Annotated in this window: 12 protein-coding genes; 9 read left to right on the top strand and 3 right to left on the bottom strand. The window is 70.5% G+C overall.

Annotation, left to right across the window (positions count from 1 at the left end; all coding sequences use genetic code 11):
* Positions 1-76: 76 nt before the first annotated feature.
* Positions 77-1,720, bottom strand: a complete 1,644-nt coding sequence (locus AC1RQF_RS13360) for a 3-(methylthio)propionyl-CoA ligase (protein ID WP_274002661.1) — start codon at positions 1,718-1,720, stop codon at positions 77-79.
* A 116-nt stretch (positions 1,721-1,836) separates the two neighbouring features.
* Between AC1RQF_RS13360 and AC1RQF_RS13355 the strand changes: the two genes are divergently transcribed.
* The 5 genes from AC1RQF_RS13355 (at position 1,837) to AC1RQF_RS13335 (ending at position 5,611) form a co-directional block, all read left to right on the top strand.
* A complete protein-coding gene (locus AC1RQF_RS13355; protein ID WP_492872226.1) occupies positions 1,837-3,402 on the top strand; it encodes a protein adenylyltransferase SelO in 1,566 nt (521 codons plus the stop codon).
* 51 nt (positions 3,403-3,453) lie between these two features.
* Positions 3,454-3,885: a peptide-methionine (R)-S-oxide reductase MsrB gene (gene msrB, locus AC1RQF_RS13350; protein WP_274002658.1), complete on the top strand. Its 432-nt coding sequence runs from the start codon at positions 3,454-3,456 to the stop codon at positions 3,883-3,885.
* 78 nt (positions 3,886-3,963) lie between these two features.
* A complete protein-coding gene (locus tag AC1RQF_RS13345; protein ID WP_274002657.1) occupies positions 3,964-4,494 on the top strand; it encodes a septation protein A in 531 nt (176 codons plus the stop codon).
* A gap of 1 nt (position 4,495) precedes the next feature.
* Positions 4,496-4,804, top strand: coding sequence for a BolA family protein (locus AC1RQF_RS13340; protein WP_274002655.1), 309 nt, complete (start codon positions 4,496-4,498; stop codon positions 4,802-4,804).
* A 27-nt stretch (positions 4,805-4,831) separates the two neighbouring features.
* The gene (locus tag AC1RQF_RS13335) at positions 4,832-5,611 is read left to right on the top strand and encodes a peptidylprolyl isomerase (protein ID WP_252984654.1); all 780 of its coding nucleotides are present in this window, start codon (positions 4,832-4,834) and stop codon (positions 5,609-5,611) included.
* A 112-nt stretch (positions 5,612-5,723) separates the two neighbouring features.
* Here AC1RQF_RS13335 and purL read toward each other — a convergent pair whose 3' ends face one another.
* The gene (gene purL, locus AC1RQF_RS13330; RefSeq protein ID WP_492872225.1) at positions 5,724-9,791 is read right to left on the bottom strand and encodes a phosphoribosylformylglycinamidine synthase; all 4,068 of its coding nucleotides are present in this window, start codon (positions 9,789-9,791) and stop codon (positions 5,724-5,726) included.
* 230 nt (positions 9,792-10,021) lie between these two features.
* On the opposite strand from purL, the gene AC1RQF_RS13325 reads away from it, so the two are divergent.
* The 3 genes from AC1RQF_RS13325 (at position 10,022) to pgi (ending at position 14,668) form a co-directional block, all read left to right on the top strand.
* Positions 10,022-11,326, top strand: a complete 1,305-nt coding sequence (locus AC1RQF_RS13325) for an FAD-dependent oxidoreductase (RefSeq protein ID WP_274002652.1) — start codon at positions 10,022-10,024, stop codon at positions 11,324-11,326.
* 32 nt (positions 11,327-11,358) lie between these two features.
* Positions 11,359-12,969 (top strand): NAD(P)H-hydrate dehydratase, encoded by a 1,611-nt coding sequence (locus AC1RQF_RS13320; RefSeq protein WP_492872224.1) that lies wholly within the window; start codon positions 11,359-11,361, stop codon positions 12,967-12,969.
* Positions 12,970-13,048: 79 nt separating this feature from the next.
* Positions 13,049-14,668: a glucose-6-phosphate isomerase gene (gene pgi / locus AC1RQF_RS13315; protein ID WP_492872223.1), complete on the top strand. Its 1,620-nt coding sequence runs from the start codon at positions 13,049-13,051 to the stop codon at positions 14,666-14,668.
* Positions 14,669-14,760: 92 nt separating this feature from the next.
* On the opposite strand, the gene AC1RQF_RS13310 is transcribed toward pgi, so the two are convergent.
* Positions 14,761-15,480, bottom strand: a complete 720-nt coding sequence (locus AC1RQF_RS13310) for an ABC transporter ATP-binding protein (RefSeq protein WP_252984660.1) — start codon at positions 15,478-15,480, stop codon at positions 14,761-14,763.
* On the opposite strand from AC1RQF_RS13310, the gene AC1RQF_RS13305 reads away from it, so the two are divergent.
* Complete coding sequence (locus tag AC1RQF_RS13305; protein ID WP_274002648.1) at positions 15,479-16,153, top strand: arylesterase; 675 nt, start codon at positions 15,479-15,481, stop codon at positions 16,151-16,153. The genes AC1RQF_RS13310 and AC1RQF_RS13305 overlap by 2 nt on opposite strands.
* Positions 16,154-16,346 lie beyond the last annotated feature (193 nt).

Here is a 16,346-nt window from a genome sequence, read left to right as displayed (position 1 = left end):
GGATACATCAAAAAAGAACGATCGTTCAATTCACCTCGGGCTGTCCATCGCGTCCCGGGGCGGACCGCCGCCGGGCCTAGGCGGCGCCCTGTGTCGTCGGCAGCACGTGGTCGCGGAAGCGCTCGCGCAGCTTGAGCTTCTGCAGCTTGCCGGTGGCGGTATGCGGCAGCTCGTCGACGAATACGACGTCGTCGGGAACCCACCATTTCGCGACCTTGCCGTCGAAGAACGCGAGCAGCTCCTCGCGCGACACCGTCGCGCCCGGCCGCGGCACCACGACCAGCAAAGGCCGCTCGGTCCACTTCGGATGCGCGCACGCGATGCACGCGGCCTCGGCCACGGCGGGGTGCGCGATCGCGACGTTCTCCAGGTCGATCGAGCTGATCCACTCGCCGCCCGACTTGATCACGTCCTTGCTGCGGTCGGTGATCTGCAGGAAGCCGTCCGCGTCGATGGTCGCGACGTCGCCGGTCGGGAACCAGCCGTCGACGAGCGGCGACGCATCCACCCCGAAATAGCGGTCGATCACCCACGGCCCGCGCACCTGCAGCTCGCCGAACGCGACGCCGTCGTGCGGCAGCTCGCGGCCCGCGTCGTCGACGATCCGCATGTCGATGCCGTAGATCACCCGCCCCTGCTTCTCCAGCAGACGCCGCTGCGCCTCGCGCGGCCGCTGCGACTGCGCCCAGTCGAGCGTCGCGAGCGTGCCGAGCGGCGACAGTTCGGTCATCCCCCACGCGTGGATCACGCGGACGCCGTATTCGTCCTGGAACGTGTTCAGCATCGCGGGCGGGCACGCGGAGCCGCCGATCACCGTGCGATCGAGCGACGAAAAGCGCACGCCGGCCTCGCGCATGTAGTTGAGCAGGCCGAGCCACACCGTCGGCACGCCCGCCGAATAGGTCACGCGCTCCCCCTCGATCAGCGCGTACAGCGACTTGCCGTCGAGATCCTTGCCCGGAAACACGAGCTTGCTGCCCGCGAGCGGGCAGGCATACGGCAGCCCCCACGCATTCACGTGGAACATCGGCACGACCGGCATCACCGCGTCGCGCGCCGACAGCGCCATCGCGTTGGGCAGCGCCGCGCCCCACGCGTGCAGCACGGTCGAGCGGTGCGAGTACAGCGCGCCCTTCGGATTGCCGGTCGTGCCCGAGGTGTAGCAGAGCCCGACCGCCTGCCGCTCGTCGAGCAGCGGCCACGCGTAGTCGCCGTCCTCGGCCGCGAGCAGCGTTTCGTAGCAGAGGAAAGGGGTCGCCCCGCCCGGCAGGTGCGCGGCGTCGGTCAGCGCGATCCAGCCTTCCACCTGCGGGCACTGCGGCGCGAGCGCGTCGACCAGCGGCGCGAAGTTGAGATCGAACAGCACGTAGCGATCGGCCGCGTGGTTGATGATGTAGGCGATCTGCTCGGGAAACAGGCGCGGGTTGATCGTGTGGCAGACCGCGCCCATCCCGCCGACGCCGTAATAGGCTTCGAGGTGCCGGTAGCCGTTCCAGGCCAGCGTTCCAATCCGGTCGCCCTGGCCCGCGCCGAGGCGGGTCAGCGCCTGGGCGAGCTGTTTGGAACGCCGTTCGCAGTCGCGATAGGTATAGCGGTGCAGGTCGCCCTCGATGCGCCGCGACACGATCTCGACGTCGCCCGCGTGGCGCGCGGCGTGCGCGATCAGCGACGACACCAGCAGCGGCATTTCCATCATCTGGCCCAGCAACGGCTTGCCCATCGTCTTGTTCTCCCAGGAGGATCCGGCGAATCGGTCGGCTGCATGCGGCGCGCCGCGCGGCCAAGCAGCCCGCGCGGCGCGGAATTACAATATCGGCTTACTTTCATATGATCAACATGTCGTTTTCCAGAAGCGAGGCCGCGCTGTCGGCCACCCTCCCCGATCTCGCCGCGTCGCTCGCGGCGCCGCGCGACGACGCGTTCCTCGCGCTCGGCGCCGAGTTCCTGACGCGCCTGCCCGCCGCACCGCTGCCCGCGCCCTACGTGGTCGGCTTCTCCGACGACGCCGCGCGCATGCTCGGGCTCGACCCCGCGGTGCGCCGCGACCCCGGCTTCGCCGAGCTGTTCTGCGGCAACCCGACGCGCGCCTGGCCCGCCGCGTCGCAGCCGTACGCGACCGTCTACTCGGGCCACCAGTTCGGCGTCTGGGCGGGGCAGCTCGGCGACGGCCGGGCGATCGGGCTCGGCGAGATCGGGCACGACGGCCGCCGCTACGAGCTGCAGCTCAAGGGGGCGGGCCGCACCCCGTACTCGCGGATGGGCGACGGCCGCGCGGTGCTGCGTTCGTCGATCCGCGAATTCCTCGGTTCGGAGGCGCTGCACCATCTCGGCATCCCGACGACCCGCGCGCTGACCGTGATCGGCTCCGACCATCCCGTGGCGCGCGAGGAAATCGAGACCGCGGCGGTGGTCACGCGGGTCGCGGAGAGCTTCGTGCGCTTCGGGCATTTCGAGCACTTCTTCTCGAACGACCGCCCCGACCTGCTGCGCGCGCTCGCCGACCACGTGATCGCGCGCTTCTACCCGGCCTGCCGAGACGCCGACGACCCGTACCTCGCGCTGCTCGACGCGGTGATGCAGCGCACGGCCGCGCTGGTCGCGCAGTGGCAGGCGGTCGGCTTCTGCCACGGCGTGCTGAACACCGACAACATGTCGATTCTCGGCGTCACGCTCGACTACGGCCCGTTCGGCTTCATCGACGCGTTCGACGCGAACCACATCTGCAACCACTCCGATTCGCAGGGCCGCTACGCGTACCGGATGCAGCCGCGCATCGCGCACTGGAACTGCTTCTGCCTCGCGCAGGCGCTGCTGCCGCTGATCGGCCTGCAGCACGACGCATCGGACGAGGACGCGCGCGCCGAGCGCGCGGTCGACGACGCGCAGGCCGTGCTCGCCCGCTTCCCGGAACACTTCGGCCCCGCGCTAGAACGCGCGATGCGCGCCAAGCTCGGGCTCGAACACGCGCACGACGACGACGCCGCGCTCTCGAACCAGCTGCTCGAGGTGATGCACGCGGGCCGCGCCGATTTCACGCTGACGTTCCGCCGGCTCGCGCATGTGTCGAAGCACGACCCGCATGCCGATGCGGCGGTGCGCGACCTGTTCATCGACCGCGAGGCGTTCGACCAGTGGGCCGGGCGCTACCGCGCGCGCCTCGCGCTCGAAACGCGCGACGACGCGGCGCGCGCCGCCGCGATGAACCGCGTGAACCCGAAGTACGTGCTGCGCAACCATCTCGCGGAGACGGCGATCCGCCGCGCGCAGGAACGCGATTTCTCGGAACTCGAGCGCCTCGCCCAGGTGCTGAGCCGCCCGTTCGACGAACAGCCGGAATACGACGCGTATGCCGCGCTGCCGCCGGACTGGGCCGGCTCGCTCGCGGTGAGCTGCTCGTCGTGACCCCGGGGCGCGCGCTCGCGCGCCCAGCCCCTTCCCCAGGAGAGACGAACCATGTCCCATGATCGAGACGACCAGGCCTACCCCTACCAGAAGGACGACGCCGAGCTGCGCCGCCGGCTCACGCCGATGCAGTACGAGGTGACCCAGCACGCGGCCACCGAGCGCGCGTTCACGGGCGAATACACGGATACCGAAGACACGGGCATCTACCATTGCGTCGTCTGCGGCACCGCGCTGTTCGAATCCGGCGCGAAGTACCACTCGGGCTGCGGCTGGCCCAGCTACTTCAAGCCGCTCGACGGCGAGGTGATCGAGGAAAAGATGGACCACACGCACGGCATGACGCGCGTCGAGGTGCGCTGCAACCAGTGCGGCGCGCATCTGGGCCACGTCTTCGAGGACGGCCCGCGCGACAAGACCGGCCTGCGTTACTGTATTAACTCGGCTGCGTTAAACTTCGAGCCTCAACCCGGGCAGAAGTAAGCGGGCGGCAACCGCCCGCGCGCGGGGTCCCTACAACGGTGGCGGGCCGCCCAGGCCCGTCACGCAGCTGCGATCGCCATGAAATTTCTGTTCGACCTGTTCCCGATCATCCTGTTTTTCGCCGCCTTCAAGCTATGGGGCATCTTCACGGCCACCGCCGTCGCGATTGTCGCCACGCTCGCCCAGGTCGCCTGGGTGGCGTTCCGCCACAAGAAAGTCGACACGATGCTGTGGGTGAGCCTCGGCGTGATCGTCGTGTTCGGCGGCGCGACCCTCGTGCTGCATGACGAGAAATTCATTCAATGGAAACCCACGGTGCTTTACTGGCTTTTCGCGGTCGGCCTGCTCGCCGCCCGCTATGCATTCAACAAGAACCTGATCGAGAAAATGATGGGCAAGCAGCTCACGCTGCCGCACCCGGTATGGGACAAGCTCAACCTCGCCTGGGCGCTGTTCTTCGCCGTGCTCGGCGTCGCCAACCTGTACGTGGTGCACAACTTCACCGAATCGCAGTGGGTCAACTTCAAGCTGTTCGGCACGACGGGCGCGATGATCGTGTTCATCATCCTGCAGAGCCTGTGGCTCGCGAAATACCTGAAGGAAGAATGACATGAGCGATGCGTTCCTGAACGCCTCTCCCGCCGAACGGATCGCGCTGATCGAGGCGCGCCTCGCGGCCGCGCTCGCGCCCGCCTCGCTCGACGTGCGCGACGACAGCGCGCAGCACGCGGGCCACGCGGGGGCCGCCGCGGGCGGCCATTACACGGTAACGATCGTGTCCGCCGCGTTCGCCGGCAAGGCGCGCGTCGCACGCCATCGGCTGGTGTATGATGCGCTCGCCGAGGCGATGCAGCGCGGTATTCACGCGCTCGCGATCGTTGCTTACACCCCCGAAGAATTCAACGTGTCTTCTCATTAAGTCAAATCGTCTCATTAGGAATCCCCGATGATCCTGAAATCCCCCCGCCTGTGGGCCCTGGTGGCCGCTCTCGCAGCCGCTCCGGCTTTCGCCCAGAACATCGCCGTGGTCAACGGCACGCCGATTCCGAAATCGCGCGCCGACGCGATGGTCGCGCAGCTCGTCCAGCAAGGTCAGCAGGACTCGCCGCAGCTGCAGCAGGCCGTGCGCCAGGAACTCGTCAACCGCGAGATCCTGATGCAGGAAGCGATCCGGGAAGGGATCCCGACCCGCGCCGACGTGAAGGCGCAGATCGTCGTCGCGCAGCAGACCGCCGTGCTGCGCGCGATGATCGAGGATTTCCTGAAGAAGAACCAGCCGACCGACGCCGAGGTGAAGGCGCGCTACGACGACCTCGTGAAAGGCGCGGGCGGCCGTGAGTATCACCTGCACCACATCCTCGTCGACAACGAGCAGCAGGCGAAGGACCTGATCGCGAAGATCAAGGCCGGCGCGAAGTTCGAGGACCTCGCGAAGCAATATTCGAAGGATCCGGGCTCCGCGAAAAACGGCGGCGACCTCGACTGGTCCGATCCGAAGGCCTACGTGCCCGAGTTCGCCTCGGCCGCGCAGCAGCTGCAGAAAGGCCAGATGACCAATACACCGGTGAAGACCCAGTTCGGCTGGCACATCATCCGCGTCGACGACATCCGCAGCATCGCGCCGCCGCCGCTCGAGCAGGTCAAGCAGCAGATCGCGCAGCAACTGGTCCAGCAGAAGCTGCAGTCGTTCGAGGAAGGTCTGCGCCAGAAAGCGAAGGTCGAGTAAGACCGCACCCGTCCGCGTTCGCGCGGACAGCAAAAAGCCGCTCCCCGGAGCGGCTTTTTTTATTGGCCTGCGCGGGCCGCCGCCGCACGCGGCGACAGCGACGGCATGGACATCAGCCGAGCCAGCGACGCGCGTTGCGGAACACGCGCAGCCACGGGCTCGCCTCGCTCCAGTCGTCCGGGTGCCAGCTCATCTGCAACGTGCGATGCACGCGCTCCATGTGCGGCATCAGCACCGTGAAACGGCCGTCCGCGGTCGTCACCGAGGTCATCCCGTCCGGCGAACCGTTCGGGTTGAACGGATACGCCTCGGTCGCCGCGCCGCGATGGTCGACATAGCGCATCGCGACCGCGACGCGGCTCGCGTCGCCCTGCTGCGAGAAGTCCGCATAGCCTTCGCCGTGCGCAACCGCGACCGGGATCCGCGAGCCTTCCATGCCCGCGAAGAAGATCGACGGCGACGGCTGCACCTCGACCAGCGACAACCGCGCCTCGAACTGCTCGGACTTGTTGCGCGTGAACTTCGGCCAGGCTTCCGCGCCCGGAATCATCGACGCGATGCTCGACAGCATCTGACAGCCGTTGCAAATGCCGAGCGCGAAGGTGTCCTGGCGCGCGAAGAAGGCCGCGAACATGTCCGCCAGCTGCGGATTGAAGCGGATCGTCTTCGCCCAGCCCTCGCCCGCGCCCAGCACGTCGCCGTACGAGAAGCCGCCGCAGGCGACCGCGCCCGCGAAGTCCGCCAGCGTCGCGCGGCCGGCGAGCAGGTCGCTCATGTGCACGTCGTGCGCGTCGAAGCCCGCGCGATCGAACGCGTAGGCGGTTTCCAGATGCGAATTGACGCCCTGCTCGCGCAGGATCGCGACGCGCGGCCGCGCGCCCGTGGCGATGAACGGCGCGGCGATGTCCTCTTGCGCGTCGAACGTCAGCACCGGCGACAGGCCCGGATCCGCGGTGTCGAGCAGCGTGTCGTATTCGGCGTCCGCGCAGGCCGGGTTGTCGCGCAGGCGCGCGATGCGCCAGCTGACCTCGCCCCACGCGCGATGCAGCTCGGCGCGCGGCGCGTCGTAGATCTTCCTGGCGTCGCGGAACACTTCGATCGCGTCGCGCTCGTTCACGCTGCCGATCACGTGCGAGCAGGTCGACAGCCCGTGCTCGCGCAGCACCGCGAGCACCGCGTCGCGTTCCGCCGCGCGCACCTGCACCACCGCGCCGAGTTCCTCGGCAAACAGCGCGCGCAGCGTGCGGTCGTCGCGCCGGCCGCTGGTCTGCTTCGCCCAGTCCTTCGCATCGCCGTAGTCCGACGCGTGATCGGCGTCGAGCGTGAGCATGTCGACGTTGAGCGACACGCCCGCGTGGCCGGCGAACGCCATCTCGCACACGGTCGCCCACAGCCCGCCGTCCGAGCGGTCGTGGTAGGCGAGCAGCCTGCCCTGCGCGTTGAGCGCCTGGACCGCCGTGAAGAAGCGCTTCAGGTCTTCCGCGTCGTCGACGTCCGGCGTGTCGTTGCCGACCTGCTGCGTGACCTGCGCGAAGATGCTGCCGCCCAGCCGGTTGCGGCCGCGGCCGAGGTCGATCAGGATCAGCACGCTGTCGCCCGCGTCGGCGACGCGGCGCAGTTGCGGCGTCAGGTGGCAGCGCACGTCCTCGACCGGCGCGAACGCCGAGATGATCAGCGACACCGGCGCGACCACTTCCTTCGCGACGCCCGCCTCGTCCCACTTGGTCTTCATCGACAGGGAATCCTTGCCGACCGGGATGCCGATCCCGAGCGCCGGGCACAGCTCCATGCCGATCGCCTTCACCGTGTCGAACAGCGCGGCGTCCTCGCCCGCGGTGCCGCACGCGGCCATCCAGTTGGCCGACAGCTTCAGCTTGTCCAGCGACGCGATCGGCGCCGCCGCGATGTTCGTGATGGCCTCGCCGACCGCCATGCGGCCCGACGCCGGCGCGTCGATCACGGCGAGCGGCGTGCGCTCGGCCATCGTCATCGCCTCGCCGTGGAAACCGGCGTAGTCCATCGCGGTGATCGCGCAGTCCGCGACCGGCACCTGCCACGGGCCGACCAGTTGGTCGCGCACCGAGGTGCCGCCGACCGTGCGGTCGCCGATCGTGATCAGGAACGACTTGCTCGCGACGGTCGGGTGACGCAGCACGCTCGCGGCGACGTCGGCGAGCGCGATGCCCGTGACCTCGACCGGCGCGCGCTCGACCGCGACGCGCGTCACGTCGCGGTGCATGCGCGGCGGCTTGCCGAGCAGCACTTCCATCGGCATGTCGACCGGGTACGCATGCGCGCCCTGCGCATCGTCGTCGACGAGCTGCAGCTGGCGCACGTCGGTCGCGACGCCCACCACCGCGAACGGGCAGCGCTCGCGCACGCAGATCGCCTCGAAGCGCGCCAGGTCGGCCGGCGCGATCGCCAGCACGTAGCGTTCCTGCGCCTCGTTCGACCAGATCTCGCGCGGCGACAGGCCGCTCTCCTCGAGCTGCACCTTGCGCAGTTCGAAGCGCGCGCCCTTGTCGGCGCCGTCGACGAGCTCGGGGAACGCGTTCGACAGGCCGCCCGCGCCAACGTCGTGGATGCTCAGGATCGGGTTCGTGTCGCCGAGCTGCCAGCAGCCGTTGATCACTTCCTGCGCGCGCCGCTCGATTTCCGGGTTGCCGCGCTGCACCGAATCGAAGTCCAGCTCGGCCGTGTTCGCGCCCGTCGCCATCGAGCTGGCCGCGCTGCCGCCCATGCCGATCCGCATCCCCGGGCCGCCGATCTGGATCAGCAGCGAGCCGGCCGGCAGGTCGTGCTTGTGAGTGTGCTGATCGGAGATGTTGCCGATGCCGCCCGCGATCATGATCGGCTTGTGATAGCCGCGCCTCTGGCCGCCGACGTTCTGCTCGTACACGCGGAAATAGCCGCCGAGGTTCGGGCGGCCGAATTCATTGTTGAACGCGGCGCCGCCGAGCGGGCCGTCGATCATGATCTGCAGCGGCGACGCGATGCGGTCCGGGCGGCCGTACTGGCCGTGGGCCGCGTCCGGATTGCGCCCGGCCGGCGGCTGCGCGGCGTCGCGGTCGTTTTCCCAGCCTTCGCGCGCGCCCGGCAGATCGAGGTTCGACACCGTGAAGCCGACGAGGCCCGCCTTCGGGCGCGCGCCGCGCCCCGTCGCACCCTCGTCGCGGATTTCGCCGCCCGCGCCGGTCGCGGCGCCCGGGAACGGCGAGATCGCGGTCGGGTGGTTGTGCGTCTCCACCTTCATCAGCGTGTGGCTCATCTCGGTGTGGCGGCCATAGCGCTCGGCCGGACCGTTCTGCGACGCGCCGCGCGGGAACCAGCGCTCGGCCTGCGCGCCCACCATGATCGAGGAGTTGTCCGAATAGGCGACGATCGTGCCCTGCGGGTTCAGCTTCTCGGTGTTGCGGATCATCTGGAACAGCGACAGGTCCTGCGCGTCGCCGTCGATCGTCCACTGCGCGTTGAAAATCTTGTGGCGGCAGTGCTCGCTGTTCGCCTGCGCGAACATCATCAGTTCGACGTCGGTCGGGTTGCGCTCGAGCTTGCGGAACGCGTCGACCAGGTAGTCGATCTCGTCGGCGGCGAGCGCAAGGCCCAGTTCGGCGTTGGCCGCTTCGAGCGCGGCGTGCCCGCTGCCCAGCACGTCGACCGTCGCGAGCGGCTTCGCGGGCAGTTCGTCGAACAGGTGGCGCGCGTCGTCGCGCGCCGCGATCGCGTTTTCCGTCATGCGGTCGTGCAGCGCCGCGATCACCGCGACGCGCGCCTCGGCGGACAGCGCCTTCTTGCCGCCGACGCCGAGCAGGCCGCTCTTGAGCGTGACCGTGAACTCGATGCCGCGCTCGATGCGGCGCACCCGCGACAGCCCGCAGTGCAGCGCGATGTCGGTCGCCTTGCTCGCCCACGGCGACACCGTGCCGAACCGCGGCACCACCACGAAGGTCTCGGTCGCCCCGCGCTCGGCCGCCGGTTCGAACGGCGCGCCGTAGTGCATCAGCGCCTCGACGCGGGCCGCGTCGTCGGCCGGCAGCGGCTCATGCGCATTGACGAAGTGCAGGAACTGACCGCGGATCGCGACGATATCGCCGTCGATTTGCTTGAGCGTGTCGAGCAGGCGGGTTTGACGGAAATCGGAAAGGGCCGAAGCGCCGGGAAAACACGAGAAGTGAGCCATGGGCTGGACTGACGTCGATGAGTCGCGCAAGCTGGCGACGTGGGGCGAAAAGAAGACCGCAATTATACCCGGAAGTGCCGCCCTGCAGACCCGCTTCGCGACGGTGCGCGACCCCGCCCGCGCCGTCGGCGGCGACATTTGGCGCTATCATGCGCGCTTCACCGGGTCGTTCGCGGCCCGCCTCGAAGCTTACCCATCGGGCCGCATGCGCGCCCGTCATCGAATCAAGCATGGATGTCATCGTCATTGGCGGCGGGATCGGCGGCGTCGCCACCGCCTATCAGTTACGCGCGGCCGGCCATCGCGTGTGCGTCGTCGACCGTCACGCGACGGTCGCGCAGGGCGCCACCTACGGCCACGGCGGCGCACTGCTGCCGACGCCGCTCGACGTCTGGTTCGGGCCGACCTTCATGCGGCAGCGCCGCCCGCTGAAGAGCGGCATCGTCTACAAGCCCGGCCTGAACGGCCCGCTGCGGCGCTTCGTGCGCCGCCTCGGCGAATTCAACGAGCCGGACGCGTTCGCCGCCCATTACGCGAAGCTGCGGCCGCTCGTCGACGCGTCGCGCGACGCGATCGCGGACATCGAGGCCCGTTTCCAGCTCGACTTCGAACAGAAGAGCGGCGTGCTGCACGTGGTGCGCGACGCGCGCGAATGGACGCACGCGCAGCCCGTGCTCGAGCTGCTGCGCACGCTCGGGATGCCGCACCAGGTGCTGAGCCCCGAGGAATGCGCGGCGCTCGAACCCTCGATGCCGCTCGATCCACCGTTCGCGGGCGGCGTGCTGTTCGAGGGCGAGCGCACCGCGAACTGCCCCCTTTTCGTGAAACTGGTCAAGCAGGTGCTCGACGAACACGACGTGCAGTTCCGGCTCGGCCGCGCCGTCACCGCGATCCGCACCGACACGGCCCGCGCGGCCGTCGAACTCGCGCCCGAGCCCGGCGACCCGCGCGCCACGCGCGGCAAGGAGGTCGACGTGATCTCGGCCGACGCGATCGTGGTCGCCGCGGGCGTCGGCAGCCTCGCGCTGCTCGAAAGGCTCGGCGTGCATCTGCCGCTCCATCCGGTGCGGCTGCACACGCTGACCGCGCCGATCGCCTACGAGGAACACGCGCCGCGCCTCGCGATCGTCGATTCGATCAAGCGCATCACGATGACGCGCATGAGCCAGCGGCTCAGGATCGGCGGCGGCGCGGTGCTGCAAAGCATGAAGGACACGAGCCGCCCGCTCGCCGAACCGCTGTCGGAAGCGGCGCTCGCGCTGCTCGGCCAGGCCACCCACGACTGGATCCCCGGCGCGGCGCGGATCTCCGCCGCGCGCGCGTGGCAAGGCATCCGGCTGCTGTCGCCGGACGGGTTGCCGGTCGTGGGTCCGACCCCGCATCCACGCGTGTACGTGAACCTGGGCCACGGCCCCGCCGGCTGGGGGCTCGCATGCGGCTCTGCTAAAGTGGTGGCGGATTATCTCGGCGGCGACGCGCACCGCGTGCCGGCCGAGACGCTCGCCGCGCTTCGCGTGGAACGCTTCGCCGCCTGACGCCGGGCGGCCCCTGACCGTCCTCTGCCGCCATGCCGCCCGACTCCCCGCCCGACCTGCCCGTTTCGCCCCCCGCCCCCGCCGATCCGTTGGCCGCGCCGCCCGCCCCGTTGCTGGCGGTCGCGGAACTGCGCGCGATCGAGGCCTGGGCCGACGCCGCGCTGCCGCCGCATGCGCTGATGCAGCGCGCGGGCGACGCCGCCGCGCACTGGCTCGCGGCGCGGGTCGGCGACGATCCCCGCCCCGTCTGGTTCGCGGCCGGCCCCGGCAACAACGGCGGCGACGCGCTGATCGCGGCCGCGCAGTTGCAGCGGCTCGGCATCGACACCGAGGTCTGCATGCCGGTCGAGGTGCGTCCCGCCGACGCGCGCTGGGCGCTCGCATGCGCGCGCGACGCGGGCGTCGCGCTCGGCGCGACGCCGCCCGCCTCGTTCGACGCCTATGGCTGGCTCGTCGACGGGCTGTTCGGCATCGGCCTCGCACGGCCGCTCGACGGCGGGTTCGCCGCGCTCGCCGAGCGGCTCGCGGCCCGCGCGCGACGCGACGGCCGGGTGCTCGCGCTCGACACGCCGAGCGGCCTCGACAGCGACACCGGGATGCGCGTGGGCGACGGGCCCGCGGTCGCGGCCACGCATACGCTGTCGCTCATCGCCGCCAAGCCGGGGCTCTACATGGGCGAAGGCCGCGATCTCGCCGGCCTGATCGAGGTCGCGTCGCTTGGTCTCGACGCGCCGGCCGCGCCCGCGACGCGCCTGAATGCGCCGGCGCTGTTCGCCGATGCGCTGCCCGCGCGCGCGTTCGCCTCGCACAAGGGCAGCTACGGCAGCGTCGCGATCGTCGGCGGCGACACCGGGATGGCCGGCGCGCCGATCCTCGCCGCGCGCGCCGCCCTGTACGCGGGCGCGGGCAAGGTGCATGTCGGCTTCGTCGGCGCGGGCGCGCCGGCCTACGATCCGCCGCACCCCGAATTGATGCTGCATCCGGCCGACGCGCTGCCGACCGCCGCGTTGAGCGCGCTCGCGATCGGCTGCGGGCTCGGCACCGGCGTGCACGGCGCGGCGGCGCTGCGCGCGGCGCTCGCGCTCGACCTGCCGCTGCTGCTCGACGCGGACGCCCTGAACCTGATCGCCGCCGACGCCGACCTAGCCGCGACGCTCGTCGCGCGCGGCGAGGCCGGCGAGGCCGAAGGCGCGACCCATCGCGCGGCGATCCTGACGCCCCATCCGCTCGAGGCCGCGCGCCTGCTCGGCGTCGACACCGCGACCGTGCAGCGCGACCGCATCGCGGCGGCGCGCGCGCTCGCGCGGCGCTTCGGCGCGGTCGTCGTGCTGAAGGGCGCCGGCACGGTGATCTGCGCGCCGGACGGCGAAACCACGATCAATCCGACCGGCAGCGCGGCGCTCGCGACGGGCGGCACGGGCGACGTGCTGGGCGGCCTGATCGCCGCGCTCGCCGCACAGCGGCTGCCGTGCCTCGCGGCCGCGCGCGCCGGGGTGTATCTGCACGGGCTCGCGGCCGACTGCCTCGTCGCGCGCGGCGCGGGCCCCGCCGGCCTGACCGCGGGCGAGCTCGCGCCGATGGTGCGCAGCCTGCTCAACCGGCGCTTTTACGCGCACGCGATCGCGGCCGCGCCGCTATACTGACTGGCCCGCCGCGCCGGCGGCCCGCTCGCGCGCCGCCGGCGCGCGACTCCCATCGATTCGCTGCTTCGCCACGACTGCCATGACGCTGAACACGCTCCCCGCCTGGAACGCCCTGCAATCGCACTATGCCGAGATCCGCGACGCGCACCTGCGCGACTGGTTCGCGCCGGCCAACGATCCCGCCCCGACCCGCGCCGAGCGCTTCACGTTCTCGGGCGGCGGACTCGCCGCCGATTTCTCGAAGAATCGCATCACCGATGCGACGCTGGGCCTGCTCGTGCAACTGGCCCGCGAGGCGGGCGTCGAGTCGCGCCGCGACGCGATGTTCGCGGGCCAGGTCGTGAACCCGACCGAAGGCCGCGCGGCGCTGCATACCGCGCTGCGCGCGACCGCGTCCGACGCGCCGTTCCACGCGCAGATCGCGGCCGAGCGCGCGAAGATGGCGCGCTTCGCCGACGCGGTGCGCGACGGCGCCTGGACCGGCTACACCGGACGGCGGATCCGCCACGTCGTGAATATCGGCATCGGCGGTTCCGATCTCGGCCCGAAGATGGTCGTGCACGCGCTGCATCACCTCGCCACGCCCGAGATCACCAGCCATTTCGTGTCGAACGTCGACGGCGCGGATCTCGCGCGCGTGCTCGAACGAATCGACCCGGAAGAAACGCTCGCGATCATCGTGTCGAAGACCTTCACGACGCTCGAGACCATGACCAACGCGCGCTCGCTGCGCGACTGGTTCATCGCGAAGGGCTGTCCGGAGACGGCGCTCGCGAAGCACTTCGTCGGCGTGTCGGCGAACCCGGCCGAGGTCGTTCGTTTCGGCATCGCCGGACAGAACGTATTCGAAATGTGGGATTGGGTCGGCGGCCGCTACTCGCTGTGGTCGGCGGTCGGGCTGTCGATCATGATCGCGATCGGCCCGCGCGGATTCGACGCGCTGCTCGCCGGCGCGCACGAGATGGACGAGCATTTCCGTCACGCGCCGCTCGAACGGAACCTGCCGGTGCTGCTCGGCATGATCGGGATCTGGTATCGCAACTTCTTCGGCGCGCAAAGCTACCTGGTCGCACCGTATTCGGAAGCGCTGCACTTCCTGCCCGCCTACCTGCAGCAGCTGGAAATGGAAAGCAACGGCAAGTCGGCGCGCCTCGACGGCGCCTTCGTCGACTACCCGACCTCCGCCGTCACCTGGGGCGAGCCGGGCACCAACGGCCAGCACGCGTTCTTCCAGATGCTGCACCAGGGGCCGACGATCGTGCCGATCGATTTCATCGCGGTGCTGACGCCCGAGCATGCGCTCGCGAGCCATCATCCGAAGCTGCTCGCGAACTGCTTCGCGCAGAGCGAGGCGCTGATGCTCGGCCGCACGCTCGACGAGGCGCGCCGCATCGCGGGCGACAAGCCCGAGCTGGCGCCGCACCTGACCTTCCCCGGCAACCGGCCGACCACGACGCTGCTCGTCGAGGCCTTGACCGCGGGTGCGCTCGGCGCGCTGATCGCGCTGTACGAGCACAAGGTGCTGGTGCAGGCCGCGGTGTGGAACATCAATCCGTTCGACCAGTGGGGCGTCGAGCTGGGCAAGATCCTCGGCAAGGTCGTGGAAGCCGATCTCGACGCGGCGCAGGCCGATCCGGGCAAGCACGATTCGTCGACCTCCGCGCTGATCGCGCGGGCCCGCGCCGCGCTCGCGCGTTGACGGGCGCCGTGCCGGCGGCGCGGCTCGCCTCCACGCGAGCCGCGCGGCACCCGGCGCGAGGGGCCAAGCCCGCGCTACCGGGGCCGAAACCCTCAGGTGCCGCTACGCTGCCGCGATGCGGCCGGCTCGACGAGCCGGCCCGCGTCGAGCGTCACGGTGGCGTCGCAGCGGCGCGCGAGTTCGGGATCGTGCGTGACCAGCACGAGGGTCGCGCCATACGCGCGATTGAGATCGAACATCAGGTCGATCACCGCATGCCCGGTGGCGGCGTCGAGGCTGCCGGTCGGCTCGTCGGCGAACAGGACCGATGGGCGCGTGACGAACGCGCGGGCCAGCGCGACGCGCTGCTGCTCACCGCCCGACAGCAGTTTCGGATAGTGGCCGGTGCGCGCGCCGAGCCCGACCTGATCGAGCAGTTCGCGGGCCTGCGCCGCCGCCTCGCGCGCGCTCACGCCGCCGCGCAATTCGAGCGGCAGCATCACGTTCTCGAGCGCGGTCAGATGCGGCATCAGCTGGAACGACTGGAACACGAAGCCGACCGCGCCGTTGCGCAACGCCGCGCGCGCATCCTCGTCGAGCGCGCCGAGTTCGTGACCGAGCAGGCGAACCGTGCCATCCGTCGCGCTGTCCAAGCCGGCAAGCAGCCCGAGCAGCGTCGACTTGCCCGATCCGGACGCGCCGACGATCGCGACGCTGCTGCCCGGCCGCACCGTCAGGTCGATCCCGTCGAGGATCGTCAGTTCCCCGGCGGCGTCGGCCACGCGTTTCGACACATTGCGAACTTCGATGATCGGATCGGTATTCTTGAGCATGAACAAGACACTTCACTGGAAAGCCGGCGCGATCGCCGCGTGGCTCGGATGGGCCGTTGTCACGACGGGCGGCGCGCTGGCCGCCACGCCGGGCGCGGGAGGCGACGCCGGCAAGCCGGTCGTCGTGGTGCTCGGCGACAGCCTGTCGGCCGAGTACGGGCTGCCGCGCGACACCGGCTGGGTGGCGCTGATGCGCCAGCGCCTCGCGACGGAACGCATCGATTATAGCGTCGCGAACGCCAGCATCAGCGGCGACACCACGAGCGGCGGCCGCGCACGCCTGCCGGCCGTGCTCGCGCGCCTCAAGCCCACGGTCGTGATCGTCGAGCTGGGCGGCAACGACGCGCTGCGCGGCGTGCCGCTCGCGACCACCGAGCGCAACCTGCGCGACATCGTCACGCAGGCCCGCGCCGCGCAGGCGAAGGTGCTGCTCGTCGGCATGTACGTGCCGCCCAATTACGGGCCGGACTACACGCAGAAATTCCAGGGCGTCTACCGCACGCTGTCGCAAGAGCTGCGCGTGCCGCTCGTGCCGTTCCTGCTGGCCGGCATCGAGAACCGGCCCGAGCTGTTCCAGGCCGACCAGATCCACCCGACCCAGCAGGCGCAGGGCCAGTTGCTCGACAACGTGTGGCCCGCGCTCAAGCCGCTGCTGCGGACCACCACGCGCTGAGCCACCCTCGCGTGCGAGGCGAGGCTTCGATAGGGCCTTCGTCCGGAAGCGTCCGGGAAACCGGCGCGCGCCATGTTTCAGCGTCCCAGGAAACGCAACCGGATGAACAGCCATGAGCAGGCAAATTCGACGCCGCGAGATCGAGCCCTGATGCCGAGTCGCCGCGCGCTGAGTCGCCGCGCGCCGTAAACGC

The sequence above is a fragment of the Burkholderia sp. GW821-FHT14F03 genome, assembly GCF_058803765.1.
Note: the sequence above shows the minus strand (reverse complement) of the source record. Positions and strands in the feature narration are given on the sequence as shown.